Source organism: Mesorhizobium sp. WSM4813, from assembly GCF_055811555.1.
In genome coordinates this window covers 101,895-126,725 of sequence record NZ_JBVVQU010000007.1, presented here as the reverse complement: position 1 = coordinate 126,725, position 24,831 = coordinate 101,895, and the positions used below count along the sequence as shown (strand labels likewise).

Here is a 24,831-nt window from a genome sequence, read left to right as displayed (position 1 = left end):
CCTTTCACGAGGGCAGCCGGGGCATTTTGACCATGTAGTGGAGCATATCCATGGCCGTACCGAAACGAAAAACCTCTCCGTCGAAGCGCGGCATGCGCCGTTCGGCCGATGCCTTGAAGGCCCCGACCTATGTCGAGGACAAGAATTCCGGCGAGATGCGCCGCCCGCACCATATCGACCTGAAGACCGGCATGTATCGCGGTCGCCAGGTTCTGGAGCCGAAGGAAAGCTAAGAACGCTTTCGACGGTTTGTGCCTATCGAAGGACCGGTCATCGCGCCGGTCTTTTTGCATTTTGGCGAAGATGATCGCCCACCGATCATTTCAAACACGCAGCAGCCGTACCGGACGGCAGCGGACCGGCTGACATTGTTATTTCGCGCGGTCTTTGTCCGTGTTCGCGGTCGCGTACGAAAATTCTTGACGGCGAACGCCGAGCGCATACTAGAGAAGGCTGTCCAACCGGAGCCTTCTGATGTTCGGTGCCATCCCGCTGCTGATCGTGCCCTTCGTCCTCTATAATCTCGGGCTTCTGGGAATATTCGGCGGGGGCGACGATCCCTGGGCAAGCGAAATGTTCTCGATCCGCATGATGTCGGGCGGAGTGTTCTCGATGACGCTCGGCGATCTGATCGTGCTGATCGGGCTGCTTCTCTTCTTCGTCGAAATCATGAAATCGACGCGTACGACAAACGCCTCGATCATGGACCACCTGTTGTCGACTTTCGTCTTCGTGGCGTTCCTGGTCGAGTTCCTGCTGGTGAAGGGCGCGGCGCACTCGGTTTTCTTCACTCTGATGGTCATCGCACTGGTCGACGTCCTGGCCGGCTTCTCAGTATCGATGCGAGCGGCCACCCGTGACATAAACATGGGCTAGAGGCCCGGCCGCAACCTGGGTCGGCGGTGAAGCCAACCGACTGGATGCCGGCGATGGCGGCTGTTTCATCATTATCCAACGTATCGGTGGAATGCGGCAGTGCCGGTGACGGCGCCGGCATTGTCACGGACCGCGCCGATCGTCCGGTTCCAGGGCCACGCCCAGGAACCGCCCTATTTTTTCTTGGCGCGCGCCGGCTTCTTCACCGGAGCAGCCGGTGCATTGGCAAGGTCTTCCGCTTCCTTGGCAAGGCGGAGCGCCCTCAGTTTATTGGTCTTTATCTGGCGGGCGTCGCTCTCGGCAACATATTCCGCCATCGCCTTCTGGCGAACCGTGGCTGCCTCTTCCTGCTTCTTAAAACGCAAATCGGCCCGCGCGCGGGCAGTATCCTTAGAGTTCTCAACCAAGGGTTTTTCCAATCCCGTAAATTATAGTTTTCATTTCTTTAATAGCAGAGCCGGCCTGCAATGGGGAAAATAAGTTGGTCAGGCGCGGGAATCGCACCTGGCGCCCGGCGCCTTTCGGGCGGCAACCGCCTCATATCCGGCCTGCAGGGTGGCACGCACGGTGGCATCCGGGGGCGTGTCGGAAGGCGTGCCCAGATGTTCGTGGCGCAGTTCGTCCATGAACTTTTCCCACATCGGCGGGCCGCCCTTCTCCAAAAGCTCGGCGCGGATCGAGAGCTCCTCGCTGACAGGCAGCCAGACTCGACCCCAGGCGCCGAGATGCGCCAGGATCGGCACCAGCGTGATCGCCATTTCGGTCAGGCTGTAGATCGCCTTCTGCTTGTGGGTGGGATCGTCGGCCCTGGTCAGCATGCCGAGCTCCATCAGCCGCTTCAGCCGATCGGCGAGGATGTTGGAAGCGATTCCCTCCAGCGACCCGTTGAGCAGGTCGCGAAAGTGGCGTTTGCCGCCGAAAATCATGTCGCGAAGGATGATCAGGCTCCACCGGTCGCCAAACACTTCAAGCGACAGGTTGATCGGGCACCCAGACCGGCGATCGATGCTCATGCAATTCTCCGACAGAAACCGGTTGCATTATCATATCAGTCTTATTATCGTGCAACTGATTGCAAAAGGCAATCGGTTTTAGGGAGGAGATTGCGATCATGATGAAGGCTGCGGAACCCGAAATCGCGTCCGAGACGTTTGGCGACCCCGCGCACCCACCGATGCTGCTGATCATGGGTGCCATGGCTTCGATGCTGTGGTGGCCGGAGGGGTTCTGCCGGAAACTGGCCGGCAAGGGCCTGTTCGTTATCCGCTATGACAATCGCGATACTGGCCGTTCAACCAAATATGCGCCGGGCGAACCACCTTACACTTTCGACGACATGGTGGACGACGCCATCCGCGTCCTCGACAGCTATGGCATCGCGAAAGCGCATCTGGTCGGCATGTCGATGGGCGGCATGATCGCGCAGCTTGTGGCGCTGAAACATCCGTCGCGGATCATCTCGCTTACGGCGATCAGCACTTCTCCTGTAGGAATCGACACGTCGAATCTGCCTGGCACGACCGAGGCCTATATGAAGCATTCGGCCGAAGGCGCTGATGTCGACTGGTCTGACCGAGCCCAGGTGGTCGACTTCATCGTCAAGGACGCGCACGCGATCGCAGGCGCCGCGCATCCCTTCGACGAGAAGCGGACGAGGGCGTTCGTCGAACAGGACTACGACCGATCCGGCGGCTTCTTGAGCGCGACCAATCATTTCCTGCTCAAGAGCGGCGAAGATGGGGGCGGCGAGGACCCGAAGGGCCGTCTGCACGAATTGAAGGCCCCGCTCCTCGTTATCCACGGCACCGCGGATCCGATCTTTCCGGTCGAGCATGGCGTTGCTCTCGCAGAGGCGGTTGCCGGCGCGAGGCTTGTCCGCATCGAAGGCGGCGGGCATGAGCTGCATCCCGATCATTGGGCTGCGATCGTTGATGCTATCGTCACTCATAGCCAAGCCAGGTAAGTAGCCTTCGGCGATCAATATCCGGCGGTGAGACGTTACCACGACCGGTTGCTGCAACGCCCGTCCGTCGCCCGCGCGATCGGGGAAGCGCAGCCCTATTTCGAGCTCTTCCCGTACAACAACGGTTAAGCCCGATGCTGCAAAATACCGCCCAGCTTCAGCTTCCGGGGGAACCAAGCTGCTCTGCATCCCAGAACTGGTCGAGCCAGATGTTGAGCTTCAGGAAGCCTGAACTGCTGACCGTATAGACGCGCTTTGTCCCTTCCGGCTTGGCGTTGACCAGTCCGGCATCGAGCAGCACCTTTAGATGCTGCGAAACAGCCGGGCGCGAGACCGGCAACCCGGCGGCCAGTTCGTTGACGGTCTTCGGGCCGCGCCGGAGCTCTTCCAAAAGATGGCGCCGGTTGGGGTCGGCAATGGCCATGAAGGCGTCGGAAAACATCATGCCTTATTTGTGGGGCAAAGTTTTCTAAATCTCAACCGTTGGTTTCAGGCTTTCTGCGCGGATCGAGCCGCAATGCTTCCGGCGTGATCGAGCGCTCGGCCGGTTGTGTTGTGAAGGCGTCGCGGTCTTCGATCGGCACCGGCGCGCGCCGGCTGATGCGCAGCAGCGTATAGCCCGCCAGGCAGAGATGCGCGAAGGCCGTCGCTAGGAACAGGCCTTCCGGCCGCATCCAGCCCATCAGGCCGGCGGCCAGCAGCGGCCCGATCATCGTGCCGAAACCATAAAGCAGCAGCAGGCCGCCCGACACTTTGACGAAATCCTCCGCGCGGGCGTGGTCGTTGGCATGGGCCACGGCGATCGAATACAGCGTGTAGGCAAAGGCGCCGTAGGCGGCGGTGCAGACGATAACGAAGACGCCGGAGCGCGGCTCGAACAGGAAGACCGCGACGGCGAACAGCGCCGCGCCGAAGGCCAGGCCCGCCAGCACAAAGCGGCGGTCGGTCTTGTCGGAGAGGCGCCCGGCCGGAAGTTGCATGGCGGCGCCGGCGACGACCACCAGGCTCATCATCAGCGCGATCTCGGCCGTGGAAATGCCGATACGGGCGCCATAGACGGCACCAAGCGTGCCCCAGGCGCCGTTAGCGATGCCGATCAAAACGCAGGCGATCGCCGACACCGGCGAATTGACATACAGTCCCTTGACGTCGAGCGAGACATCCTGCAGCGGCTTGGGGTGCGAAGCCGTCGACACTGCGGTCGGAATGAGCGATAGGCAAAACAGGATACCGGTGATCATGAACAGCGAGGCGGACTTCACGTCGCCGCCGGCAACGATCATCTGGCCGCCCATGATCGAGGCATAGGTGACCATCATATAAAGGCCGAAGACGGTGCCGCGGTTCTCGTTGGTGGACTTCTCGTTCAGCCAGCTTTCGATGACCATGAAGGCGCCGGCCATGGTGAAGCCGGTGAAGGCGCGCAGCAGGATCCAGACATATTCGTCGATGATCAGACCGGTGAGCAGTGCGACGATGGCTCCCGATGCCGCAAAGGCGCCGAAAGCGCGTACATGACCGGCGCGGCGCACCAGGCGCGGCGCAAAGAAGCAGCCGGTGACGAAGCCGCCGGCCCAGGCCGTGCCCATCAGGCCGAGCGATGCGGTCGAGAAACCTTCCAACTGGCCGCGCAGCGGCAACAGCAGCCCGTGCAGTCCGGTCGCCGCCAGCAGGAAAGCGGTGCCGCGAAGCAGCGAGAGGATCGGTCGGTAGCTTGCAAACATTTAGCTGATCCGGCTGGAATTTGGGGAGGGTCTGAAGATTCGAGCTTTTCGGCGGCGGGCGCTTCGGCTCTGGAAACTATCCGCGGCGGAACAGGGCCTCGGCCGCTGATTTGGTGGTGCTCTTGGTCTTGAGCTCGGCTTCGAGCCGGGCGATCTCGTCGCGCAAGATGCCGATCCGCTCAGACAGTTCGTCGACGGAGAGCAGCGACAAATCCTGCCCGATCTCATGCGGGCGCGCTTTCTTTTTGGGTTCGTCGTCGAAGATCGCCATCGTCGCTCCTCCCTCATGCACAAAAAAGTTAAACTGCTACAGCGTCCTTTGCGCGTCCACTTCGAACGCCCGACGCTGCAGTGGCCATTTGCCTGATTTGGCAATCAGCATACATAGGGCAGGGGCACGGATGCAAACAGTCGGCAACAAACCGGCAGCTGGCATAAACTGGCGAAGCGAGACGGGAAAATTCATGGCGAGTGGACAGAACAAGATTCCGGCGACGATGACAGCCATTGCAATCTCGGAACCCGGTGGACCGCGGGTGCTGAAACCGGAAACACGCGACGTGCCCGTGCCCGGTCCCGGCGAAATCCTGATCCGGGTGCGTGCCGCCGGTATCAACCGGCCGGATGTGCAGCAACGCAAAGGCGCCTATCCGCCGCCGCCCGGTGCGTCGGACCTGCCGGGCCTCGAAGCGTCGGGCGAAGTTGCAGCTCTTGGCGACGAGATATCGCGCTGGCGCGTCGGCGACCGGGTCTGCGCGCTGACGCCCGGCGGCGGCTATGCCGAATATGTCAAGGTCCATGCCGGCAGCGTGCTGCCGCTGCCCGCCGGCTTTACCCACACCGAAGCAGCGGCGGTGCCGGAAAACTACTTCACCGTCTGGCATAATGTCTTTGAGCGCGGCGGCCTGAAGAGCGGCGAGACGCTGCTCGTCCATGGTGGCTCGTCCGGGATCGGCACTACGGCGATCCAACTCGCCTCGGCCTTCGGCGCCTATGTCATCACCACCGCCGGCAACCAGGAGAAGTGCGACGCCTGTCTGAAACTCGGCGCCGACCGGGCGATCAACTACGGCGAGGAGGATTTCGTCGCGGCGGTCAAGGACGCGACCGGCGGCAAGGGTGCCAACGTTATCCTCGACATGGTCGGCGGCGACTATGTGGCGCGAAACTACGAGGCCGCGGCGGTGGAAGGCCGCATCGTCCAGATCGCCACGCAGGGCGGGGCGGTGGCAAGCACCGACTTCTCGAAGATGATGGTCAAGCGGCTCACCCACACCGGCTCGACGCTGCGGCCACGCACCGTCGAATTCAAGGCGGCGATCGCCGCAGCGCTGGAGGCGCAGGTGTGGCCGCTGCTCGGCACCCGCAAAGTAGCACCCGTCATGGACATGATCTTCCCGCTCAAGGAGGCGTGGCGGGCGCATGAGCGGATGGAGGATGGCGACCACATCGGCAAGATCGTGCTCGATGTCGGCTGACGGTCGGCAAACACGCTGAAGAAATCCTTAATTGTGCAATGCAACAAACGCATTGCGGCCATGCAAAAGCGTCTGTCCAACTTTTCATCAACGATGCCTATTTGAGCGGCATCGAAACGATGGAGGACTACCATGAACCCGATCCGTGCTTTCCGTAACTGGCGCATGTACAATGAAACCGTGCGCGAACTGAACCGCCTGAACGCCCGTCAGCTCAACGACCTCGGCATCAACCGTGGTGACATCGAGAGGATCGCCCGCAAGGCGCTTTGATCTCAAGTGTGATCTCGCCTGAAAGCATCAAGCTGCTTTTCGCGACGTGGTGCTTCGGTCCGAGATCATGCTTTAGAAGCCAGAGCCGCAGCAGACGGATTTCCCGTCGCCGGTTCCGAGCCCGCTGGACCCTGTCCGGCGGGTTTTGTCGTTTTGAGGTCCGTGCAGCAGCAGCTGCGATGATCGATCGGTGCCACGAAGGCGCCGCCGGCAAGATGCTGCAAAAAGCTCCACGCCCCCAGCGGCGCAACACTCCCACAAACTTCTGCATTCTCCGGTCCTGTAGCCATGCTGCCCGCTTCATCCCCAGCCTCCGTTTGCTGGTGATCAAACCGGACAACTCATCTGCTACCTAATCCGGACAACTCATCTGCTTACGACAGTACCTTCCAAAACCGTTGCGAAACGGCAACGGAGTGGTTATATACGCAGCGAATTTCCCATTTTGGTGGCTCTAAAACCACCGCCCGCGCGGGAACGCGGGCGAACGAGAAGGATATCTCATAATGGCCAACACGCTGCTGATGCCCAAGGCGACCGCCGTCTGGCTGGTCGACAACACCGCGCTGTCCTTCGAGCAGATCGCGCAGTTCTGCGGGCTGCATCCGCTCGAGGTCAAGGCGATCGCCGATGGCGAGTCGGCGCAAGGCATCAAGGGCATGGACCCGATAATGACCGGCCAGCTGACCCGCGACGAGATCGCACGCGCCGAGAAGGACCCGAACCATCGGCTGAAGTTGTCGGACCCCAAAGTGCGGGTGCCGGAATCCAAGCGCAAGGGTCCGCGCTACACGCCGCTGTCGAAGCGCCAGGACCGGCCCAACGCCATCCTCTGGCTGGTGCGCAACCATCCCGAGCTGAAGGACGCGCAGATCGCGCGCCTTGTCGGCACCACCAAGTCGACGATCGATCAGATCCGCGACAGAAAGCACTGGAACTCGGCCAATCTGCAGCCGATGGATCCCGTGACGCTGGGTCTCGCCTCGCAGATCGACCTCGACATGGAAGTCAATCGCGCCTCGCGTGGCCGCGAACAGGCACAACCAGCTGGCGACACCCTGCTGCCGGCGGCATTGACCGAGCGGCTGGTGCCGGCGCCTGAGAAGCCGAAGGACGAGGATGCGGAGCTCGACGCCAACGCCGTCTTCGCCAAGCTTTCGGCGTTGAAGTCGAAGGACGAGGATACGGACGACGAGAAATAGGTGAGGCGCCCCTCCTTCTCCCCTTGTGGGAGAAGGTGGATCGGCGCGCAGCGCCAAGACGGAAGAGGGGTGTTGGAAGAAATGAGGGGTCGGCGTTCCCTGGAACACCCCTCATCCGGCCGGCTTCGCCGCCACCTTCTCCCACAAGGGAGAAGGAAAGGAACGCCGCACCTAGCTTCGTGCGGCCCGGTCCGGCGCCATGCCGTAGTCCTCGCTGCGCTCCACCGCACGGTAGAAATCGGCGAGCTGCTTGCCGCGCTCCGGCTTGAAAACGCGGCCGGCGATGACCACCGAAGCGATGCGGTCGATGCGGAAAGCGCGAAAATCGTCGCGCATCTCGCACCAGGCGACCAGCGTCCACACCTTGCCCCAGAACCACAGGCCCAATGGCCGGATGTCGCGCGCGGTGCTGCGGCCCGCTTCGTCGGAGTAGTCGATGGTCAGCACCTGGCGTTTTTCCACCGCGCGCTCGATCAGGTCGATTGCTTCGCGGGCGGCGTCGCTCACCACCCACATCGGCGTGTGGATCTCGGTGCGGGCGATGCGGTCCTTTTCGGCATCGGGCAGCACGGCGCCGATCTTGACCAGCGCCTCGTCGGCGGCCCGCGCCATGGCAGCACCGCCAAACGCGCGCACCATGCGGGCGCCGGCGACCAGCGCGACGATCTCGTCACGCGTGAACATCAGCGGCGGAAGGTCGAAACCCTCCCTCATCATGTAGCCGACGCCGGCCTCGCCGTCGATCGGCACACCAGTCGACTGCAGGTCGGCGATGTCGCGGTAGATGGTTCGCTCGGAAACCTCGAGCCACGTGCCCAGCTTCTGGGCGGTGACCAGACGGCCACCGCGCAGATGCTGCACGATCTGGAAGAGCCTGTCGGCGCGGCGCATCGTATGGTCCCTCGATGTTGTTGTTATGCATGTCGTTGTCCCAAAACCGGTCCCCACTTTTGGGCGACATGCATTATGGTTCGAGCCCTTCGCGCTTGCGCTGCGCGGCGACGAATGCCGCGCCGAAGGACAATTTCCCTGTTGTCGGCGTCTTTGCATCCAGCACCCGCCAGAACGGCGCGATGTAGCTCAGCGTCACGCCGCGTTCCAGATCCTCATTGGCGGCCTCGGCGACAGTGCGCAGATGATAGCCGATGGTGACCGGACATGTCACTTCGGCACCGTGCTCGATGGCGAGCGCGGTGCGCAATGCGCGGATGTCCATGTCCACGCCCTCTGGGATGGAGCGGATGAAATCATCGACCTGCCGTGCCGTCGGGACCAGCATCGGCTGGCCCTCGACGACGTCGCCAACAGTGCGCGGCGTCGGCTTGATACCGTTGGTGCCCGGCGTGTTCAGCCTGTCGTTCCAGCTTGTTGCCATGCGGCACCTAGACGAAGAGCCCGAAGCTGTTGCCGTCCGGGTCGAGGCAATAGGCGAATGTGCCGGCCGGAATGGAGATCGCCAGCGAGACGACCTGGCCGCCGTTCTGCCTCACCCGTTCCATGGCGTCCTCGATCGGTGCGGCAACCGACAGATGGATGGTCGGGCCGGTTCCCGGTGCCGCGGGTTTTCCGGGGTAGACGTGCCCGGATGCCATTCGGTCCTGCGCGGCGAACATGGCCAGAGGGTTCGGGCCGCTCTCCTCCAGGATGAGATCGTTCTGGAGCACCGACCCATAAAAGGCGCGCGCCCGATCCATGTCGGTGACGGGGATCTCGAACCATGCCGAGGCTTTTGCAGGGGTGAAGGCCATGTCTGTCTCCTGATAGTATCGCACTATTGCATGCCGCTCCTGACACCGTAGTGTCAGGAGGCTTCAGCATATTCCCCTTCAGCATACTCCTTGGCGAACAGCGTACGCATCTCAGCGAGGTCGCTGCTTCTCTGGGGATAGAGCGTCTTCAAATAGGCAAGAGCGAACGTGCCGGGAGCCGAACCCGGCGCGGACACGATGCGACCGTCTGCGACCGCATAGGGCACGTCCTGATAGTTCTGGGCGCCCGGGTAACCCGGTTCCTTTTCGTTGATCCAGTCACGACCATTGCTGGTGTGTTTTGCCTTGTCGAACAGGCCGGCACGCGCCAGAGCCAGCGTACCGGCGCAGATGCCGCCGACCACGCCGCCACGCGCTGCGACCGCTGTCAGCAGTCCGGAGATATCAGGCGGGGCATCGACCCACTGGTCAGAGCCGATAACTGCGACAGCGTCGAGATCGGTGTTTTCATCTACCCCGGCGGAGCGGTCGGGCGTCAGCATAAATCCGCTGGCCGAAGTCACCGGCTTGCCGTTTGGCGTCAGCGATACCGCGCGTGCGCCGAACCATTCGACTGCCGAAGCCGCAAGTAGGCCGTATTCCCAGTCGGCGAAGCGATCGATGAAAAGGACGCCGATGGTTTTCTGTTCGGACATTTCCTGCTCCGTCTTTTCGGCCCGCCGGACCTATTTATCTGGGGCGCCGTGGCGTCCGCATCCAGCCGCTGCCGCGAACAAACCGCCTCAATGGCCGCGGCCGTGGCGGCCTTCGTAATTATCCGGCCAACCGATGTCCTTGCGGATGCTCTGCGGCAACCCGTTCATGAAACGCCGGGTGCGAATCTCGTTGCGCATCGTCCTGATCTTGCCGACATAGTGCTGCACGCTGCGCAGAATGGTAAAACCGTTCATAGCTGGTCTCCTCTCTTTCGATGGAGACACTATCGCACACCCCTCCTGACAACAGTCTGTCAGGAGGCTTGATGGCCTTGGTGATGCTGCCGGTTGTCTTCCCGATCTCGCCGGTGCGAGGCACGCCGGCCTGTTCATCGCATGTCCCTGTCAGAGTTGAGATCGTTCAGCTTGCAGCGACGGACTGTCGGAATTCGCATCCTTCTGCGATAGGGTTGGCGTTCTGATATTGAAGGAGAAAAATTTTCCAGAGATCAGGGAGACGACCATGGGCCTGCAACTGACGGGAATCCACCATCTGACCGCTATCACGGCGAATGCGCCGGGAAACCTTCGTTTCTACACCGGCACCTTGGGGCTGCGGCTGGTCAAGAAGACGGTCAATCAGGACGACACGTCAGCCTATCACCTTTTCTATGCCGACGCCGCGGCGACGCCTGGCACCGACATCACCTTCTTCGATTGGCCGGTCGGACGCGAACGGCGCGGCACCAACAGTATCGTGCGGACCAGCCTGAGGGTCGCCAGCGCTGAAAGCCTTGCCTGGTGGAAGGAGCGCCTGGCCGGCGAGACCGTCGCGACGGGAGAGATCGGCGATGTTGGCGGCTACCCGTCGCTGGATTTCGAAGACCCAGAAGGCCAGCGCCTGCGTCTCGTCAGCGATGGCGGCAAGGGCGACAGTCATCCCTGGGCTCAAAGCCCGGTCCCGATCGAGCACCAGATACGCGGGCTCGGGCCTATCGTCATCAGTGTTCCCGACATCACCAACACCGAAGCCGTGCTGACCAGGGTGATGAACATGCGCAAGGCGCGGGATTATGCCTCGCCGGATGGTCAGGGTCAGGTTCATGTCTTCGAAATCGGCGAAGGCGGGCCGGCGGCGGAGCTTCATGTCGCGGTGCAGCCGGGCCTTGCGCCGGCATGGCAAGGCGCCGGTGCGGTCCACCACGTCGCCTTCAGGGCGCCGGACCAGGAGACCTTGCACCAATGGACGGCGCGATTGGCCGAGTTTCGTCTGCCGTCGAGCGGCGAGGTCGAACGATATTACTTCCGTTCGCTCTATTTCCGTGAGCCGAACGGCATATTGTTCGAGATCGCCACCGACGGCCCCGGGTTCACGGCCGACGAGCCGCTGGAAACTCTGGGCGAGAGGCTGGCCTTGCCACCGTTCCTCGAACCGAACCGGGCTGCGATCGAGGCCGGTCTCAAGCCGCTGGCATAGCGCTCTCGTGAGCGAGCGAAAGGAGCACTTTGACAGCCGACCGTGATGCTGGTCAAAAGCGGCATGTCGAAACTCCTCGCACTCGTCATCATCGCCATGATGGTCATCCAGCTGATCAAGCCGCTCGGCTGGCCGGGGCTGAAGCGGCGCAGCGATTTTTGGAAGCTGGCGGTATTGGCGATGGCGGCAATTTCGATAACAGCGGCGCTGGGCCATTGGACGTAAGGCTGGCGGCCGCTACGCGAAGCGTGGTTCGTTGGCCAGCACCAAATCGACCAGATGTTCCGCCCAGGCCCGGTAGCCGGCTTCCGAGGCATGAAATCCGTCGGAGGCAAAACCGGCTTCGGCATCGGTGATCGGCAGGCGCGGTGCCGGCACCGCGCCGCGTTCGAGGCAAAGGCGCTCGCCCATCCGGTTCATCTCGGCGGCGCGGATTTCCAGGATCTTTCCGAGCAGCGGCGGCATTGCCGGTGCCCGGGTGAATTCCAGCACCGGCGACCACACCACGCGCGCCTCCGGCCATTTGGCGCGCAACGCGTAGAGCAGGCCGCCAAAATCGCTTTTGAAGCGTGGCACCGAGTGAAAGTTCTTGGTGTCGTTGGTGCCGATGGCGAGCACGATATGCGTCCAAGGGTCGGCCGACAGATTGGGCAGCACGTGGTCGCGGATCTGGCCTGAGGTCGCCGAGTTAAAGCCGGCTGCCCGCCAGCGCACCGCACGGCCAGTGCGTTTCGAGATCAGCTCGGCCAGTTGCGCGGCCAGCCCGTACTCGGAATTGCCGATGCCGACCGAGGCCGCGGAAGAATCGCCAAGCATCAGAAGCGAGAGCGCTGGCGCCTGGCCTGATATCTCGTGCATGACCGGACCTTGCGCCGGCAGCATGCGGGTGGTGCGGCGGCGCACGCCGAAACCCTGCCAGACATAGACCGGAAAGGCGAGCCAGGTGAGGAGGGCAAGAAAGCGCTGCATCGCAAACCGTTAATGGGGCAGGTCCGTTAAAGGGCATAGCGAGCAGCACTTAGCGCATATCGGCCTAAAGGCGAAAGACATTGCGTCGACTGCCCGTCGTCAATGACAACAGGCGTCCTGCATCTCGGGCCTGTGTGCATATTCGTCGTGCAGCCGCACCCAATCCATCAGGCTGTGGTGGGGACCGGTCTCGTTGCGGCCCTTCGGCGTCAGGTCAAGATAGTGATAAGCGCCGATCAGCGGATCACCGCCCCTGGAGCGCGACATGAAGGTCAGGAACATGTCGCCGTTCCCATCCCTGTAGAACACGCTGATGCCGGGAAGGTCCTTCGATTTCAGCGCGCGCTGCTCGAAATTGTAGGTCGTGCCGCCGGATGCGATCTGCTTGTCGGTGAAGGAAACCTGCATGTCGAAGTTGAAGTCCGAGGCGTAGGACGATACCCAGTCGAATTTCCAGCCCATGCGCTGTTTGTAGGGCAGAAATTCGGCCAACGGCGCCCGCGAGATCACGACCAAAGACACATCGTGGTGCTTGAGGTGCTGGTTGGCGCCGTCGATATGGTCGGCAAGGAAGGAACAGCCTTCGCAACGATAATCGGCGCCCGGCCCGAACATAAAGTGGTAGACGATCAGCTGGCTTGCGCCGGCGAATAGGTCGGCCAGGTTCTTCGGGCCCTGTTCGGTCTCGAAGACATAGTCCTTCCGCATCTTCAACCAAGGCAATTCCCGCCGTTCGGCAGCGATGCGGTCGCGAAATCGCGTCAGTTCCTTTTCGCGCGCCAGATGCGCCTTGTGCGCCTGGAACCAGTCTTCCTGTGAAACGATCTTGTTGTTTGGCATCAGCCTGCTCCTCTTTGAGCCCAAAGGACGTTTGGGCTCAACGCAGGCCGACAGGGCCGTCGCGTTTTTTGGAGCATTTTGGAGCAGATCGAACCCAGGCCATATGGCCCGGGTTTGGACGAAGGTAGAAAAAACCAGTCAGGCGGCCTGTTCCAGCTCCGGCTGCCATTTTCCAAGCGCGGCCAGATGGTTCATGTGGGCGCGGTGGGCGAAGGCGGCCTGGGCAGCGGCGACGTTGGCCGCCTTGCCGCTCCACGCCTTCTGTGGCGCCGCCTGCAAGGCGCGGCCGTAGGAGAAGGTCAATTTCCATGGATGCGGGCCGATGGCATTGATGGCATTGAGGTTGGCGGTCGCCTCCTCGTCCGATTGCCCGCCGGAGAGAAAGGCGATGCCCCCAATCGCGGCCGGCACCGTTTCGCGGAACAGTTTTATGGTCCTTGCGGCGACTTCCTCGGGCCTGCTGGTCTTGCCCGACTTCTTGCCGGCCAGGACCATGTTCGGCTTCAGGATAGTGCCTTCGAGGACGACGCGGGCCGCGTAGAGCTCGGTGTAGAGTTTTGTCAGCGTTGCCTTGCTGATCTCGTAGCAGGTGCCGATATCATGGGCGCCGTCCATCAGCACCTCCGGCTCGACGATCGGCACGATGCCGGCCTCCTGGCAAAGCGCCGCATAGCGGGCGAGCGCATGCGCGTTCGAGCCGATCGACGTGGCGGAAGGCACGCCCTTGACGACATCGATGTCGATCACCGCACGCCATTTGGCGAAACGGGCGCCGAGTTTGTAATAGTCGGCGAGCCGCTCGCGCAGGCCGTCGAGGCCCTCGGTGATCGTGTCGCCAGGGAACCCGGCGAGAGGCTTGGCGCCGGCATCGACCTTGATGCCTGGAATGGCGCCGGTCGCCTTGATGATGTCGACCAGCGGTGTGCCGTCGGCGGCCTTCTGGCGGATGGTCTCGTCATAGAGGATGACGCCGGAGATGTATCTGGTCATCGCCTCCTTGGCGCGGAACATCATCTCGCGATAGTCGCGGCGGCTGTCGGCGGTCGATTCGACGCCGATCACGTCGAAGCGCTTCTTGATGGTGCCGGAGCTCTCGTCGGCGGCCAAAAGACCTTTGCCGTCGGCCACCATCGCGGCGGCAATCTCCTCAAGACGTTCGCTCATTGTGCATCCTCCTGAAACGGTTGTTCCAACAGCGTGAAATATCCGGGCTAGCAGACCACTAGAGCAAGGCAGGTTCAAGTCGAACCATTCCAAGCGGAAAACTCGAATCGATTGAAACGCGCAAACGCTGTCGTTCGCCTCAGAGACTGTTTCGAAATTCGCTCTGGCGAGTCATATGGTGGTGGTTTCGAGAACCGGAGCGCAGCGGACATTTGGTCCGTGAGCACCGGGAGCGCAGAAAACGCCATCAGATGGCCGCCAGAGTAGAGTTTCCAAACAGGCTCTCAGCGCTTCAGCACATCGACACCGGGCAGCGGCTTGCCCTCCATCCATTCCAGGAAGGCGCCGCCGGCGGTCGAGACATAGGTGAAGTCGTCGGCGACGCCGGCATGGTTGAGTGCCGCCACCGTGTCGCCGCCGCCGGCGACCGAGATCAATTTGCCGGCGCTGGTGCGGGCCGCGGCGTGCCGGGCTACCGCCACCGTCGCCCGATCGAACGGCTCGATCTCGAAGGCGCCAAGCGGACCGTTCCAGACCAGTGTCGCGGCGCGGTCGATCCAGTCGGCAACGGTCTTCACCGTCTTTTCGCCGACATCGAGGATCATGGCGTCAGCCGGCACCTCTGATATGGCTACCGGTTCGCTCGCTGCGCCCGCCTTGAATTCCCTGGCGACGACACCGTCGACCGGCAGGATGACGGCGCAGCCGGCTTCGGCCGCCTCGATCATGATCTGCTTGGCGGTGTTGGCGAGGTCGTGCTCGCACAGCGATTTTCCGACATCGGTGCCGCGCGCCGCGAGGAATGTGTTGGCCATGCCGCCGCCGATGACCAGCGCGTCGACCTTCTTCACCAAATTCATCAGCAGGTCGATCTTGCTCGACACCTTGGCGCCCCCGACGATGGCAACGACAGGGCGGGCGGGATTGCCGAGGCCCTTTTCCAGCGCGTCGAGTTCGGCCTGCATGGTACGGCCGGCGAAGGCCGGCAGCAGGTGCGCAAGACCTTCCGTCGACGAATGGGCACGGTGGGCGGCGGAAAAGGCGTCGTTGACGAAGATGTCGCCATTGGCGGCGAGCTTTTCGGTGAAGGCCGCGTCGTTCTTCTCCTCGCCCTTGTAGAAGCGGGTGTTTTCGAGCAGCAGCACGTCGCCGTTGTTCGTGGCGGCGACGGCGCTCTCCGCTGCGTCGCCGATGCAATCCGGCGCGAAGCCGACAGGGCGGCCAAGCACCTCCGCGGCCGCCTTAGCGATCGGCTCAAGCGAGAATTCGGGCGAGGGTCCATCCTTGGGCCGGCCAAAATGGGCCAGCAGGATGACCTTGGCGCCCTTGCCGGAAAGCTCGGCGATGGTCGGCGCGATGCGCTCGATGCGGGTAGCGTCGGTGACCTTGCCGTCGGCGACGGGAACGTTGAGGTCGACGCGCACCAGCAAGCGCTTGCCGTCGATGTTGCCAATGTCGTCCAGTGTCTTGAAGCCGGCCATGCTGTTCCCTTTCGCAAAAAACGCCGGGACCTTAACCCGCACCAACGACGATGCAAGACCTGCAATGGTGCTACCCGGAAAATATGACCACGGCCTGTGTCGGGGGCAGTCAGCCCCCGTCGGTTGCCTTTTCCACCACCGGCTGTGGAGCGGGTTCCGCGTCCGCCGGCGTCTCGGAGCTCTGCTTTTTGATCCGCTTGCGCCAATTGCGCACAAAGGCAACGATCCGGTCGGCGATCTCGCCGGCACTCAGGAACACCGGCACCCGTGCCACCGGCGCGGTCGGCTCGAGGGAAAGACCGAGGCCAGTGATCTTGCCTTTGTCGTCGACGTCGCGGACGATCAGCTCGATCGGGCCAATCAGCACGCGGTCGGCATATTCGGCATGGCCGCCGAGCCGCTCCGTCACCAGGTCGCCGACGGTCAGCTTGCGTTCCTCCTCGGTCAGGCCCGGCGCGTATGCGGCTTCCAGTTCCGCGGCGGAGCGCGCTGGATCGACGGCGAAGGCGCCGAAGAAGTCCGCATCCTCGGGATCGACCACGGCGCGGCTGGCGAACAGCTTGTCGAGCAGGGCCGGATAGCGATCCGGCACGAAGATGTAGACATGGTCGCCGGCGGCGAGCCTGCCCATGTCCTGGAAGCGCATCGAGCGCCCGTCGCGCAGCACCAGCGACGGCCTCGCCCAGCGCGGAATGCGCTCACCGCGCGCCACCGGGCTGCCAGGTGCTACGCGGTAGGCGAGAAGCTCGTGATGGGCCGAGCCGGGCAATTCGAGTTCGACCTTGTCCAATGGCCCCAAGCGGGCCGGCACGATCAGGCCGAGGCGGCGCGCCAGCGGTCCGACAGTCCATCCCTGGATGATCAGCGACACCAATACGACGATGAAGGCGGTGTTGAAGATGAGGCGGCCATTCTCAAGGCCGCCAAGCAGCGGCGTGATGGCGAGCAGGATTGACACGGCGCCACGCAGGCCTACCCATGAGACGAAGGCGACTTCCGGGCGCGGCAGACGGAACGGCATCAGGCAAAGCCAGACGGCGATCGGCCGCGCCACGAATATCAGGAACAGTCCCAGCAGCACCGCCGGCAGCAGGATCGCCGGAAATTGCGAGGGCGTCGCGAACAGGCCGAGGACCAGGAACATGATGATCTGTGCCAGCCACGACATGCCGTCCTGGAAGCGCTTGAGGATGGTGACGGCGCGAATGTCGGAATTGCCGGCAATGAGGCCGGCAATATAGACCGCCAGAAAACCGGAGCCGCCAATGGCGCCGGCGGCGGCGAACACCATCAGCGACAGCGTCAGCACGAAGATCGGCAGCAGCCCGTGGTCGAGATTGAGCCGGTCGACAAGGCGCACGATGGCGAGGCCGCCGAAAATGCCGACGATGGCGCCAAGCCCCATATTGAGAAGGAAGCCGAGGACGAGATCCGTAACCAGCACCCTGGCCTCGGGACTGGCGTTGGCGGCGATGATCTCGACCAGGCTGATGGTCAGGAAGATGGCGATTGGATCATTGGTGCCGGATTCCACCTCGAGCGTCGAACGCACGCGTTCACGCAAATTGATCTCGCCGGCGCGCAACAGGAAGAACACCGCTGCCGCGTCGGTCGAGGCGACGGCAGCCCCGAGCAGGAAGGATTCCAGCCAGCTGAGATCGAGCAGATAGTGGGCGACGACGCCGAACAGGCCAGTGGTCAATAGGACGCCGATGGTCGCCAGCGACAGTGCCGGTCCGGCCGCCTGCCGCAAGGCGTTCAGCGGCGTGCCGAAACCGGAATCGAACAGGATGACCGCCAGCGCCAGTGAGCCGGCAAAATAAGCCAGTCGCGCATTGTCGAACTGGATGCCGAGGCCGTCGGTTCCCGTGGCCAGGCCAATGCAGAGAAACAGCAGCAAGAGAGGGGCGCCGAAGCGGAAGGCGATCAGGCTCGAAAACGCGGCGGCAACGACGAGTGCGGCGCCGACCAGCGTCACGAGATAGATCGCATGCTCCATCCGCCAATTGCCCCTCGAATTCGTGTTCCTCTCGCTTTACGGGAGAGTGAGGCGAAGACATGACCGGTGCAAGGCGTGAGGGTGGTTTTTTGCCCTATGCCGCTGATTATTGAGTGTTTTGGCGCTCAAGGCGCGGTCTTGCCAAACAAACCGTTAGAGCGTCGTTTGCGCATCCAAAAGGGTGCTAGGCGCTGTCATGAAAACGCCCGGACAGAGCCGGGCGTTTTCCAAGTCGCGAGAAGACGGTTCTGCGATCAGGCGATGGTCTTGCCGAAGGCGACGGCGGTGTCGGCCATGCGGTTGGAAAAACCCCATTCATTGTCGTACCAGGACAGCACCGAAACGAAGTTGCCGTCCATGACCTTGGTCTGGTCGAGCGCCATGATCGAGGAATGCGGATCGTGGTTGAAGTCGATCGACACGTTTGGATGATTGGTAACGGCGAGAATGCCCTTCAGCTTGCCGTTGGAGGCGGCGATCACCGCTTCGTTTATTTCCTGCACCGTGGTCGCACGCTTGGCAATGAATTTGAAATCGACGACCGAGACGTTTGGGGTCGGCACGCGGATGGAGATGCCGTCGAGCTTGCCCTTGAGGTCGGGCAGCACCAGGCCGATCGCCTTGGCCGCGCCGGTCGAGGTCGGGATCTGCGACAGGGCCGCGGCGCGGGCGCGGTAGAGATCCTTATGCATGGTGTCCAGCGTCGGCTGGTCGCCGGTGTAGGAGTGGATCGTCGTCATCATGCCCTTCTCGATGCCGACCGCCTCATGCAGCACGGCTGCCAGCGGCGCCAGGCAGTTGGTGGTGCAGGAGGCGTTCGAGATGACGATGTGGTCCTTGGTCAGCTTGTCATGGTTGATGCCATAGACGACGGTGAGATCGGCGCCCTCTGCAGGCGCCGAGACGAGGACCCGCTTGGCGCCAGCGGTCAAATGCGCCGCTGCTTTGTCGCGGGCGGTGAAGATGCCGGTGCATTCGAGCGCGATGTCGATGCCGAGATCCTTCCACGGCAACTGCGTCGGGTCCTTGATCGCGGTGACCTTGAATTTTTCGGTGCCGACGGTGATCTGGTCACCGTCAACCGTCACTTCATGCGGGAAGCGGCCATGCACGCTGTCGAAGCGCAGCAGATGCGCGTTGGTCTCGACCGGGCCGAGGTCGTTGACAGCGACGACGTCGATGTCCTTGCGGCCGGATTCGTGGATGGCGCGCAGGATGTTGCGGCCGATGCGGCCGAATCCGTTGATGGCAACTCTGACGGTCATTTTTCTCTCCCTGGGAGTTGGAGGCCGAAGATCAAGTCCGCAGCTTCATAACGGCGGGCTGGCAAAGAATCCAGCCGTCGATGGGTTGGATTTAAGTCCACTAGGTCGAGGCCGCCGGCGAAACCGCTATGTGCGGTTTCGCCGGATATCAGCACATTTTATTCGCCGTGCAGGCGGGCTTCCGCCGCCTTCACCGTCGCTTCGGCGGTGATGCCGAAATGCGGATAGAGCTGTTCGATCGTGCCAGAGGCGCCGAAGCCGGTCATGCCGATGAAGATGCCGTCGGTGCCGATGAAATGATCCCAGCCCTGGCGGATGCCGGCTTCGATGGCGATCTTGATCGGCGCGTTGCCGATCGTCTTCTTGCGATAGTCGGCGCTCTGCTTGTCGAACAATTCGAAGCAGGGGACAGACACGACGCGGGTCGGATGGCCGTGCTTTTCCAGTGCCTCGCGCGCCGCCAGCGCGATTTCGACCTCGGAGCCCGAAGCGAAGATCGTCACTGCCGCATCGCCATTAGCGCCGGCCAGCTCATAGGCGCCTTGGCGGCTGAGGTTTTCCGCAACGAAGTCGTTGCGCACGGTCGGCAGGTTCTGCCGGGTCAGCGCCAGTGTCGAAGGCGTCTTTTCCTGCTCGATGGCCAGTTGCCAGCATTCGGCGGTCTCGACCGCGTCGGCCGGACGGAAGACATTGTGGTTCGGGATGGCGCGCAGTGCGGCCAGATGCTCCACCGGCTGATGGGTCGGTCCGTCTTCGCCGAGACCGATGGAATCGTGGGTCATGACGAAGATCGAGCGGATGCCCATCAGCGAGGCAAGCCGCATCGCCGGACGGGCGTAGTCGGAAAAGCACATGAACGTGCCGCCATAGGCGATGATGCCGCCATGCAGCGTCAGTCCGTTGAGCGCGGCAGCCATGCCGTGCTCGCGGACGCCGTAGTGAACGTAGCGCTGGCCGTAATCGTCTGATGTGATGTTCTTGGTCTGACTGGTCTTGGTGTTGTTGGAGCCGGTCAGGTCGGCCGAGCCGCCGATCGTTTCCGGCACCGCGCCGTTGATGATTTCGAGCGCCATTTCGGACGATTTGCGTGTGGCGACCTTCGGCTTGTCCGTGCTGAGCTTCTTCTTGTAGTCGGTGATGACGGCGTCGAAATTCGCCGGCAGCGTGCCACTGATGCGACGCTCGAATTCGCTGCGCAATTGTGCATCGGCCTTGGCAAGGCGGCCTTCCCAGTCGGTGCGTGCCTCGACACCCGTCTTGCCGGCGTTGCGCCAGGCGTCGAGGATGTCGGCAGGAACTTCGAAGGGCGGATAGTCCCAGCCGAAGAACTTCCTGGCGCCGGCGATTTCCTCGGCGCCGAGCGGCGAGCCGTGTGCCTTGTTGGTGCCGGCCTTGGTCGGCGCGCCGAAGCCGATCGTCGTCTTGCAGGCGATCATCGTCGGCTTGTCGGAATGGCGCGCCGCCTCAATGGCATAGGCGATCGCTTCCGGATCCTGGCCGTCGATGTGGCTGGCGTTCCAGCCGGACGCCTGGAAGCGGGCCACCTGATCGGTGTTGTCGGCCAACGAAACCGGGCCGTCGATGGAGATGTTGTTGTTGTCCCAAAAGACGATCAGCTTGTTCAGCTTGAGATGTCCGGCAAGTGCGATGGCTTCCTGGGAAACACCCTCCATCAGGCACCCGTCGCCGGCCAGCACATAGGTGTAGTGGTCGACCAGGTCGTTGCCGAAGGCGGCATTCATGATGCGCTCGCCGAGTGCGAAGCCGACCGAATTGGCAAGCCCCTGGCCGAGCGGGCCGGTTGTCGTCTCGATGCCGGCGGCATGGCCGTATTCGGGATGGCCTGCCGTCCTCGATCCCAGCTGGCGGAAATGCTTGATCTGGTCGAGGGTGATGTCCTCGTAGCCAGTCAGATAGAGCAGCGAATAAAGCAGCATCGAGCCATGGCCGGCTGACAGGATGAAACGGTCGCGATCGGGCCAGTGCGGGTTCTTCGGATCGTATTTCAGGAAACGCGTGAACAGCACCGTGGCAATGTCGGCGCAGCCCATGGGCAGGCCGGGGTGGCCCGACTGGGCCTTCTCGACGGCGTCCATGGAAAGAAAACGGATCGCATTGGCCATCCGGTCATGTTGTTCACGCGAGGTCATGCTTCCTCCAGTGTGGCGTTCGGGGCTTGGAAGAGCCCTGGAAAGGGGTGCGCGACACATAGCAGGCGCGGCTTTTTAGTCAACAAACCGGCGCGCTTTTGCCGATCCTGTTAGTCAATAAACCGGCGCGCTTTTGCCGATCTGTTGATGGCGTCAGAAGGGCTTGGAGGCCCTAAATTAGCGTTAGCAGGGGACAGTCGCGAGAGCTTTATTGACGTTGGCTTCACACGGCGGGTAATGTTTCAGACATAACGCGTTCTGAACGTGGATGATTCGGTGATGGGCAGGGCGCAGGACGAAAGCCATGACCGGGGAAACGACACTCAAGGAAGTCATCGCCAGGCTGGGTAAGGCCATCGAGGGGCTGGAAAGTGCCGTCGCGGCCAAGCTCGAGCACGAGCGCGACTATACGGAAGCCGAGGCGGAGGTGCAGCGCATGAACGCCGACCGCTCGCGGCTGGCGCAGGAACTCGACAATTCCGAAGCGCGCGCCGAACGGCTGGAAGACGCCAACAAGGAAGTGTCGCGTCGGCTGGTGACCGCCATGGAAACCATCCGCGCCGTGTTGGATAGATAGGGGCTGGCCCAATGGCACAAGTCACGGTTTCCATCGACGGCAAGCAGTATCGCATGGCTTGCGACGAGGGCCAGGAAGAGCATCTGATCGACCTTGCCGAGCGCTTCGACCGCTATGTCTCGCATCTTAAGGATTCTTTCGGCGAGATCGGCGATCAGCGGCTGACCGTGATGGCCGGTATCATGGTCATGGACGAGCTTTCGGAACTGCAAAAACGCGTCAAGGGCATGGAAAGCGAAGTGCTGACGCTGCGCAAGACGCGTGACGACGCGCTGACCAAGGCCGACAAGAACGATACCGTGCTCACCCATGCACTTGGCGCGCTCGCCCAGCGCATGGAAGATCTGGCGACGACGCTGGCGGTGAACAAGGCTTAGACTTCCACTGCCATCGCGCCCAAACGACCATTGCGCCGCCATCAAATGCTCCATGTTGCGACAACAGGCGAAAAAGTTTTCGCCGCCGGCCTTGATACCGGCGCAACAGGCGTTTGAAGGATGACGCCGGAGTGGTAGAAAGGCAGAAGCAGCGCCGGCGGTGCCGGCTGCAATCTGCAATCAGGGTAGGGACACGTCATGGGCCTTCGTATCAACGACACCGCGCCGGATTTCACGGCCGAAACCACGCAAGGGACGATCAACTTCCACGAATGGATCGGTGATGGCTGGGCAGTGCTTTTCAGTCATCCGAAGAATTTCACCCCGGTCTGCACGACAGAACTCGGCACGATGGCCGGGCTGGAAGGCGAGTTCAAGAAGCGCAACGTCAAGATCATCGGCATTTCCGTCGATCCGGTCGAAAGCCACGGCAGATGGCAGGACGACATCAAGACGGCGACCGGCTATTCGGTGAACTATCCGCTGATCGGCGACAAGGATCTCAAGGTCGCCAAGCTTTACGACATGCTGCCGGCGGGTGCCGGCGAAACGTCGGAAGGGCGCACGCCCGCCGACAACGCGACGGTGCGTTCAGTTTATGTCATCGGCCCCGACAAGAAGATCAAGCTGGTTCTCACCTATCCGATGACGACCGGCCGCAACTTCGATGAGATCCTGCGTGCGATCGATTCCATGCAACTGACCGCCAAGCACCAGGTGGCGACGCCGGCGAACTGGAAGCAGGGTGAAGACGTCATTATCACCGCCGCCGTTTCCAATGAGGACGCGATCAAGCGTTTCGGCGCCTACGAGACGATCCTGCCGTATCTTCGGAAGACCAAGCAGCCCTCCGCTTGAGCGGCTAGTGCGGCACGGAAGGATTTTCGGCCTTTTTGCCTCGGCGAAGCATGCGGTGCTTGACGGCGTGGCGCTGGCGAATGACCATGCTCTTCTTTTACCCCGGCAGGGAAAACCATTCCTGCCGGGTGGGAGTTGAGGGAGCCGAGATTGGACGCGACATCGGCCAAGCTGCAAGTGGCAGGTTTTTACGACAAGCCGAGCGGGTCCATCCAGTATGTCGTCGCCGACCCGCAGACGCGACGATGCGCAATCATCGATCCGGTCCTCGATTTCGACGAGAAGTCCGGCGCCACTGCGACGAAAAATGCCGACGCCCTGCTCGACTTCATTAGAGATCAACGGCTGGTCGTCGAATGGATCCTCGACACGCATCCGCACGCCGACCATTTCTCGGCGGCGCACTATCTCAGGGAGAAGACAGGAGCGCCTACGGCAATCGGCGACAAGATTATCGACGTCCAGAAATTGTGGAAAGCGATCTACAACTGGCCGGATTTTCCTGCCGACGGGTCGCAATGGGATAAGCTATTCGCGGCCGGCGAGGTGTTTTCGGTTGGCGCCATTCCGGCCAAGGTGTTCTTTTCGCCGGGCCACACGCTGGCTTCGATCACCTATGTGATCGGCGACGCCGCTTTCATCCACGATACGCTGTTCATGCCGGACAGCGGCACGGCGAGAGCGGACTTTCCCGGCGGCAGTGCCGCGCAACTCTGGCGCTCGATCCAGGATATCCTCGCGCTGCCGGACGAGACACGCCTGTTCGTCGGTCATGACTACCAGACGGGAGGACGCGAACCCTTGTGGGAGAGCACGGTCGCGGAGCAGAAATCCAAAAACACCCATGTTGCCGCCTGCAAGACAGAGGCCGATTACGTGGCGTTGCGCGAGGCGCGCGACAGGACGCTGCCGATGCCGAGGCTGATCCTGCACGCGCTGCAGGTCAACATGAATGGCGGGCGCTTGCCGGAACCGGAATCCAACGGCCGCCGGTATTTGAAATTTCCGCTCGATTGCCTTTGATGAGATGGCGCCAGCTAGTCTACCTCCGGGGTTTTGTTCGGCGGGCCAAATGTTCATAGGTGATTTGCCAAGGGTCGCTCTCGGAAGGCTTTTCCTCGCCGATCCAATGGAAGCTGTTGGCAGTGATCTCAGTGAAACGCCATCGAGTTTTCAGACCGCGTGAGTCATTGCCGAGCTGGACAATGTCCTTACCCTCGGCCCGCCCGATCTGGCGTGAGTGATCGCGGTTGAGCGGGTCGTTCCATATGATGTGCCAGCCATCGATTCCAGGATCGAAGATGCGCAAAGTCGTGCCATACATTGTGGACGGCGCAGGGCGCTTGGGCCTGATCCAAACGTCCTGAATCGCGCGGCCTTCGAGCACCCAGCCAAAATGGCATTCTCCATTCCATTTCTGGATCGTGCCGTCGTCGCGATAGTGGACCGTGTCCATTTCCCAGCTTCCAATTAGCCATCCATACAGGTCCATGTCTTTCGCTCGGTCGGCTGGGGGACCTTCGGATCCGAGAGCAGTGAGAAACGGAGAAATGGTCATCGTCATACTGCCTTTGGTTCCAAATAGACGAGCTCAACTGGCCCAGCGCAGCCCCGACGGCCCATTGTCGCCCGCCCGCCGCAAGCGCCGCCTTGTGGAGTTTCGCGACAGAAGCGTGTCGGCGCCGGAACATTGCCGCCACAATTTGCAGCGTTGCGGTTTCCAGGGCTTGGGGAAAATTGCTATAGTGCCACTA

General features: G+C 62.2%; 30 protein-coding genes. 12 read left to right on the top strand and 18 right to left on the bottom strand.

Annotation, left to right across the window (positions count from 1 at the left end; translation table 11 throughout):
- The first annotated feature begins 50 nt into the window (after positions 1 to 50).
- Positions 51 to 233 (top strand): 50S ribosomal protein L32, encoded by a 183-nt coding sequence (rpmF, locus tag AC0L25_RS06110; protein WP_006203806.1) that lies wholly within the window; start codon positions 51 to 53, stop codon positions 231 to 233.
- Between the two features lie 241 nt (positions 234 to 474).
- Complete coding sequence (locus tag AC0L25_RS06105) at positions 475 to 876, top strand: hypothetical protein (RefSeq protein ID WP_473594650.1); 402 nt, start codon at positions 475 to 477, stop codon at positions 874 to 876.
- Between the two features lie 173 nt (positions 877 to 1,049).
- Here the strand turns inward: AC0L25_RS06105 and AC0L25_RS06100 are convergent, their stop codons facing one another.
- On the bottom strand, positions 1,050 to 1,283 hold the full coding sequence (locus AC0L25_RS06100; protein WP_029348749.1) for a hypothetical protein: 234 nt from the start codon (positions 1,281 to 1,283) through the stop codon (positions 1,050 to 1,052).
- Between the two features lie 78 nt (positions 1,284 to 1,361).
- Complete coding sequence (locus AC0L25_RS06095; RefSeq protein WP_352952095.1) at positions 1,362 to 1,889, bottom strand: winged helix-turn-helix transcriptional regulator; 528 nt, start codon at positions 1,887 to 1,889, stop codon at positions 1,362 to 1,364.
- Between the two features lie 98 nt (positions 1,890 to 1,987).
- Between AC0L25_RS06095 and AC0L25_RS06090 the strand changes: the two genes are divergently transcribed.
- Positions 1,988 to 2,839, top strand: coding sequence for an alpha/beta fold hydrolase (locus tag AC0L25_RS06090; protein WP_473594649.1), 852 nt, complete (start codon positions 1,988 to 1,990; stop codon positions 2,837 to 2,839).
- A gap of 157 nt (positions 2,840 to 2,996) precedes the next feature.
- On the opposite strand, the gene AC0L25_RS06085 is transcribed toward AC0L25_RS06090, so the two are convergent.
- The 3 genes from AC0L25_RS06085 to AC0L25_RS06075 form a co-directional block, all read right to left on the bottom strand.
- Positions 2,997 to 3,284 (bottom strand): ArsR/SmtB family transcription factor, encoded by a 288-nt coding sequence (locus AC0L25_RS06085; protein ID WP_473594648.1) that lies wholly within the window; start codon positions 3,282 to 3,284, stop codon positions 2,997 to 2,999.
- Positions 3,285 to 3,315: 31 nt separating this feature from the next.
- Positions 3,316 to 4,563 carry an MFS transporter gene (locus AC0L25_RS06080; RefSeq protein WP_473594647.1) on the bottom strand — a complete coding sequence of 416 codons (1,248 nt, stop codon included), beginning with the start codon at positions 4,561 to 4,563 and terminating at the stop codon, positions 3,316 to 3,318.
- Between the two features lie 76 nt (positions 4,564 to 4,639).
- On the bottom strand, positions 4,640 to 4,834 hold the full coding sequence (locus AC0L25_RS06075; protein ID WP_023797052.1) for a DUF1192 domain-containing protein: 195 nt from the start codon (positions 4,832 to 4,834) through the stop codon (positions 4,640 to 4,642).
- Between the two features lie 193 nt (positions 4,835 to 5,027).
- On the opposite strand from AC0L25_RS06075, the gene AC0L25_RS06070 reads away from it, so the two are divergent.
- The 3 genes from AC0L25_RS06070 (at position 5,028) to AC0L25_RS06060 (ending at position 7,516) form a co-directional block, all read left to right on the top strand.
- Positions 5,028 to 6,041 (top strand): NAD(P)H-quinone oxidoreductase, encoded by a 1,014-nt coding sequence (locus tag AC0L25_RS06070; RefSeq protein ID WP_473594646.1) that lies wholly within the window; start codon positions 5,028 to 5,030, stop codon positions 6,039 to 6,041.
- 132 nt (positions 6,042 to 6,173) lie between these two features.
- Positions 6,174 to 6,314, top strand: a complete 141-nt coding sequence (locus AC0L25_RS06065) for a DUF1127 domain-containing protein (RefSeq protein WP_065011316.1) — start codon at positions 6,174 to 6,176, stop codon at positions 6,312 to 6,314.
- 506 nt (positions 6,315 to 6,820) lie between these two features.
- The gene (locus AC0L25_RS06060; RefSeq protein ID WP_352952089.1) at positions 6,821 to 7,516 is read left to right on the top strand and encodes a DUF1013 domain-containing protein; all 696 of its coding nucleotides are present in this window, start codon (positions 6,821 to 6,823) and stop codon (positions 7,514 to 7,516) included.
- 171 nt (positions 7,517 to 7,687) lie between these two features.
- Here the strand turns inward: AC0L25_RS06060 and AC0L25_RS06055 are convergent, their stop codons facing one another.
- The 5 genes from AC0L25_RS06055 to AC0L25_RS06035 all read right to left on the bottom strand — a co-directional run bounded on the left by AC0L25_RS06055 (position 7,688) and on the right by AC0L25_RS06035 (position 10,175).
- Positions 7,688 to 8,407: a helix-turn-helix transcriptional regulator gene (locus tag AC0L25_RS06055; RefSeq protein ID WP_473594645.1), complete on the bottom strand. Its 720-nt coding sequence runs from the start codon at positions 8,405 to 8,407 to the stop codon at positions 7,688 to 7,690.
- A 73-nt stretch (positions 8,408 to 8,480) separates the two neighbouring features.
- Entirely contained in the window at positions 8,481 to 8,891 is a 411-nt protein-coding gene (locus AC0L25_RS06050; RefSeq protein WP_473594644.1) for a hypothetical protein, read from the bottom strand.
- A 7-nt stretch (positions 8,892 to 8,898) separates the two neighbouring features.
- Positions 8,899 to 9,264 carry a VOC family protein gene (locus AC0L25_RS06045; RefSeq protein WP_473594643.1) on the bottom strand — a complete coding sequence of 122 codons (366 nt, stop codon included), beginning with the start codon at positions 9,262 to 9,264 and terminating at the stop codon, positions 8,899 to 8,901.
- A gap of 53 nt (positions 9,265 to 9,317) precedes the next feature.
- Positions 9,318 to 9,920, bottom strand: a complete 603-nt coding sequence (locus tag AC0L25_RS06040) for a DJ-1/PfpI family protein (RefSeq protein ID WP_473594642.1) — start codon at positions 9,918 to 9,920, stop codon at positions 9,318 to 9,320.
- A gap of 87 nt (positions 9,921 to 10,007) precedes the next feature.
- Positions 10,008 to 10,175 (bottom strand): hypothetical protein, encoded by a 168-nt coding sequence (locus AC0L25_RS06035; RefSeq protein ID WP_082982284.1) that lies wholly within the window; start codon positions 10,173 to 10,175, stop codon positions 10,008 to 10,010.
- Positions 10,176 to 10,443: 268 nt separating this feature from the next.
- Here AC0L25_RS06035 and AC0L25_RS06030 point away from each other — a divergent pair, with 268 nt between their 5' ends.
- Both AC0L25_RS06030 and AC0L25_RS06025 read left to right on the top strand, forming a co-directional pair.
- The gene (locus AC0L25_RS06030) at positions 10,444 to 11,397 is read left to right on the top strand and encodes a ring-cleaving dioxygenase (protein ID WP_473594641.1); all 954 of its coding nucleotides are present in this window, start codon (positions 10,444 to 10,446) and stop codon (positions 11,395 to 11,397) included.
- A 45-nt stretch (positions 11,398 to 11,442) separates the two neighbouring features.
- Positions 11,443 to 11,622 carry a hypothetical protein gene (locus tag AC0L25_RS06025; protein WP_473594682.1) on the top strand — a complete coding sequence of 60 codons (180 nt, stop codon included), beginning with the start codon at positions 11,443 to 11,445 and terminating at the stop codon, positions 11,620 to 11,622.
- 12 nt (positions 11,623 to 11,634) lie between these two features.
- On the opposite strand, the gene AC0L25_RS06020 is transcribed toward AC0L25_RS06025, so the two are convergent.
- The 7 genes from AC0L25_RS06020 to tkt form a co-directional block, all read right to left on the bottom strand.
- Positions 11,635 to 12,366: an SGNH/GDSL hydrolase family protein gene (locus tag AC0L25_RS06020; RefSeq protein WP_473594640.1), complete on the bottom strand. Its 732-nt coding sequence runs from the start codon at positions 12,364 to 12,366 to the stop codon at positions 11,635 to 11,637.
- A 99-nt stretch (positions 12,367 to 12,465) separates the two neighbouring features.
- Entirely contained in the window at positions 12,466 to 13,206 is a 741-nt protein-coding gene (locus tag AC0L25_RS06015; protein ID WP_473594639.1) for a DUF899 domain-containing protein, read from the bottom strand.
- A gap of 138 nt (positions 13,207 to 13,344) precedes the next feature.
- On the bottom strand, positions 13,345 to 14,370 hold the full coding sequence (locus tag AC0L25_RS06010; RefSeq protein WP_473594638.1) for a class I fructose-bisphosphate aldolase: 1,026 nt from the start codon (positions 14,368 to 14,370) through the stop codon (positions 13,345 to 13,347).
- A 284-nt stretch (positions 14,371 to 14,654) separates the two neighbouring features.
- Positions 14,655 to 15,851, bottom strand: coding sequence for a phosphoglycerate kinase (locus tag AC0L25_RS06005; protein WP_473594637.1), 1,197 nt, complete (start codon positions 15,849 to 15,851; stop codon positions 14,655 to 14,657).
- Between the two features lie 109 nt (positions 15,852 to 15,960).
- Positions 15,961 to 17,850 (bottom strand): potassium/proton antiporter, encoded by a 1,890-nt coding sequence (locus AC0L25_RS06000; protein WP_473594636.1) that lies wholly within the window; start codon positions 17,848 to 17,850, stop codon positions 15,961 to 15,963.
- A 254-nt stretch (positions 17,851 to 18,104) separates the two neighbouring features.
- Positions 18,105 to 19,115 carry a type I glyceraldehyde-3-phosphate dehydrogenase gene (gene gap / locus AC0L25_RS05995; protein WP_473594635.1) on the bottom strand — a complete coding sequence of 337 codons (1,011 nt, stop codon included), beginning with the start codon at positions 19,113 to 19,115 and terminating at the stop codon, positions 18,105 to 18,107.
- Positions 19,116 to 19,273: 158 nt separating this feature from the next.
- On the bottom strand, positions 19,274 to 21,265 hold the full coding sequence (gene tkt / locus AC0L25_RS05990; RefSeq protein ID WP_473594634.1) for a transketolase: 1,992 nt from the start codon (positions 21,263 to 21,265) through the stop codon (positions 19,274 to 19,276).
- Between the two features lie 304 nt (positions 21,266 to 21,569).
- Here tkt and AC0L25_RS05985 point away from each other — a divergent pair, with 304 nt between their 5' ends.
- The 4 genes from AC0L25_RS05985 (at position 21,570) to AC0L25_RS05970 (ending at position 24,100) form a co-directional block, all read left to right on the top strand.
- Positions 21,570 to 21,842 carry a DUF4164 domain-containing protein gene (locus AC0L25_RS05985; protein WP_473594633.1) on the top strand — a complete coding sequence of 91 codons (273 nt, stop codon included), beginning with the start codon at positions 21,570 to 21,572 and terminating at the stop codon, positions 21,840 to 21,842.
- A gap of 11 nt (positions 21,843 to 21,853) precedes the next feature.
- Complete coding sequence (locus tag AC0L25_RS05980; protein WP_258121695.1) at positions 21,854 to 22,219, top strand: cell division protein ZapA; 366 nt, start codon at positions 21,854 to 21,856, stop codon at positions 22,217 to 22,219.
- Between the two features lie 198 nt (positions 22,220 to 22,417).
- Positions 22,418 to 23,077 carry a peroxiredoxin gene (locus AC0L25_RS05975; protein WP_473594632.1) on the top strand — a complete coding sequence of 220 codons (660 nt, stop codon included), beginning with the start codon at positions 22,418 to 22,420 and terminating at the stop codon, positions 23,075 to 23,077.
- 150 nt (positions 23,078 to 23,227) lie between these two features.
- Positions 23,228 to 24,100, top strand: a complete 873-nt coding sequence (locus tag AC0L25_RS05970; protein ID WP_473594631.1) for an MBL fold metallo-hydrolase — start codon at positions 23,228 to 23,230, stop codon at positions 24,098 to 24,100.
- 19 nt (positions 24,101 to 24,119) lie between these two features.
- Here the strand turns inward: AC0L25_RS05970 and AC0L25_RS05965 are convergent, their stop codons facing one another.
- Entirely contained in the window at positions 24,120 to 24,533 is a 414-nt protein-coding gene (locus AC0L25_RS05965; protein WP_473594630.1) for a hypothetical protein, read from the bottom strand.
- Positions 24,534 to 24,831 lie beyond the last annotated feature (298 nt).

What these genes read in the sequence shown, in the direction of transcription:
- rpmF (WP_006203806.1), top strand. Translation starts at nt 51, where the DNA reads ATGGCCGTACCGAAACGAAAAACCTCTCCGTCGAAGCGCGGCATGCGC.
- AC0L25_RS06105 (WP_473594650.1), top strand. Translation starts at nt 475, where the DNA reads ATGTTCGGTGCCATCCCGCTGCTGATCGTGCCCTTCGTCCTCTATAAT.
- AC0L25_RS06095 (WP_352952095.1), bottom strand. Translation starts at nt 1,889, where the DNA reads ATGAGCATCGATCGCCGGTCTGGGTGCCCGATCAACCTGTCGCTTGAA.
- AC0L25_RS06090 (WP_473594649.1), top strand. Translation starts at nt 1,988, where the DNA reads ATGATGAAGGCTGCGGAACCCGAAATCGCGTCCGAGACGTTTGGCGAC.
- AC0L25_RS06085 (WP_473594648.1), bottom strand. Translation starts at nt 3,284, where the DNA reads ATGATGTTTTCCGACGCCTTCATGGCCATTGCCGACCCCAACCGGCGC.
- AC0L25_RS06080 (WP_473594647.1), bottom strand. Translation starts at nt 4,563, where the DNA reads ATGTTTGCAAGCTACCGACCGATCCTCTCGCTGCTTCGCGGCACCGCT.
- AC0L25_RS06075 (WP_023797052.1), bottom strand. Translation starts at nt 4,834, where the DNA reads ATGGCGATCTTCGACGACGAACCCAAAAAGAAAGCGCGCCCGCATGAG.
- AC0L25_RS06070 (WP_473594646.1), top strand. Translation starts at nt 5,028, where the DNA reads ATGGCGAGTGGACAGAACAAGATTCCGGCGACGATGACAGCCATTGCA.
- AC0L25_RS06065 (WP_065011316.1), top strand. Translation starts at nt 6,174, where the DNA reads ATGAACCCGATCCGTGCTTTCCGTAACTGGCGCATGTACAATGAAACC.
- AC0L25_RS06060 (WP_352952089.1), top strand. Translation starts at nt 6,821, where the DNA reads ATGGCCAACACGCTGCTGATGCCCAAGGCGACCGCCGTCTGGCTGGTC.
- AC0L25_RS06055 (WP_473594645.1), bottom strand. Translation starts at nt 8,407, where the DNA reads ATGCGCCGCGCCGACAGGCTCTTCCAGATCGTGCAGCATCTGCGCGGT.
- AC0L25_RS06050 (WP_473594644.1), bottom strand. Translation starts at nt 8,891, where the DNA reads ATGGCAACAAGCTGGAACGACAGGCTGAACACGCCGGGCACCAACGGT.
- AC0L25_RS06045 (WP_473594643.1), bottom strand. Translation starts at nt 9,264, where the DNA reads ATGGCCTTCACCCCTGCAAAAGCCTCGGCATGGTTCGAGATCCCCGTC.
- AC0L25_RS06040 (WP_473594642.1), bottom strand. Translation starts at nt 9,920, where the DNA reads ATGTCCGAACAGAAAACCATCGGCGTCCTTTTCATCGATCGCTTCGCC.
- AC0L25_RS06035 (WP_082982284.1), bottom strand. Translation starts at nt 10,175, where the DNA reads ATGAACGGTTTTACCATTCTGCGCAGCGTGCAGCACTATGTCGGCAAG.
- AC0L25_RS06030 (WP_473594641.1), top strand. Translation starts at nt 10,444, where the DNA reads ATGGGCCTGCAACTGACGGGAATCCACCATCTGACCGCTATCACGGCG.
- AC0L25_RS06025 (WP_473594682.1), top strand. Translation starts at nt 11,443, where the DNA reads ATGCTGGTCAAAAGCGGCATGTCGAAACTCCTCGCACTCGTCATCATC.
- AC0L25_RS06020 (WP_473594640.1), bottom strand. Translation starts at nt 12,366, where the DNA reads ATGCAGCGCTTTCTTGCCCTCCTCACCTGGCTCGCCTTTCCGGTCTAT.
- AC0L25_RS06015 (WP_473594639.1), bottom strand. Translation starts at nt 13,206, where the DNA reads ATGCCAAACAACAAGATCGTTTCACAGGAAGACTGGTTCCAGGCGCAC.
- AC0L25_RS06010 (WP_473594638.1), bottom strand. Translation starts at nt 14,370, where the DNA reads ATGAGCGAACGTCTTGAGGAGATTGCCGCCGCGATGGTGGCCGACGGC.
- AC0L25_RS06005 (WP_473594637.1), bottom strand. Translation starts at nt 15,851, where the DNA reads ATGGCCGGCTTCAAGACACTGGACGACATTGGCAACATCGACGGCAAG.
- AC0L25_RS06000 (WP_473594636.1), bottom strand. Translation starts at nt 17,850, where the DNA reads ATGGAGCATGCGATCTATCTCGTGACGCTGGTCGGCGCCGCACTCGTC.
- gap (WP_473594635.1), bottom strand. Translation starts at nt 19,115, where the DNA reads ATGACCGTCAGAGTTGCCATCAACGGATTCGGCCGCATCGGCCGCAAC.
- tkt (WP_473594634.1), bottom strand. Translation starts at nt 21,265, where the DNA reads ATGACCTCGCGTGAACAACATGACCGGATGGCCAATGCGATCCGTTTT.
- AC0L25_RS05985 (WP_473594633.1), top strand. Translation starts at nt 21,570, where the DNA reads ATGACCGGGGAAACGACACTCAAGGAAGTCATCGCCAGGCTGGGTAAG.
- AC0L25_RS05980 (WP_258121695.1), top strand. Translation starts at nt 21,854, where the DNA reads ATGGCACAAGTCACGGTTTCCATCGACGGCAAGCAGTATCGCATGGCT.
- AC0L25_RS05975 (WP_473594632.1), top strand. Translation starts at nt 22,418, where the DNA reads ATGGGCCTTCGTATCAACGACACCGCGCCGGATTTCACGGCCGAAACC.
- AC0L25_RS05965 (WP_473594630.1), bottom strand. Translation starts at nt 24,533, where the DNA reads ATGGACACGGTCCACTATCGCGACGACGGCACGATCCAGAAATGGAAT.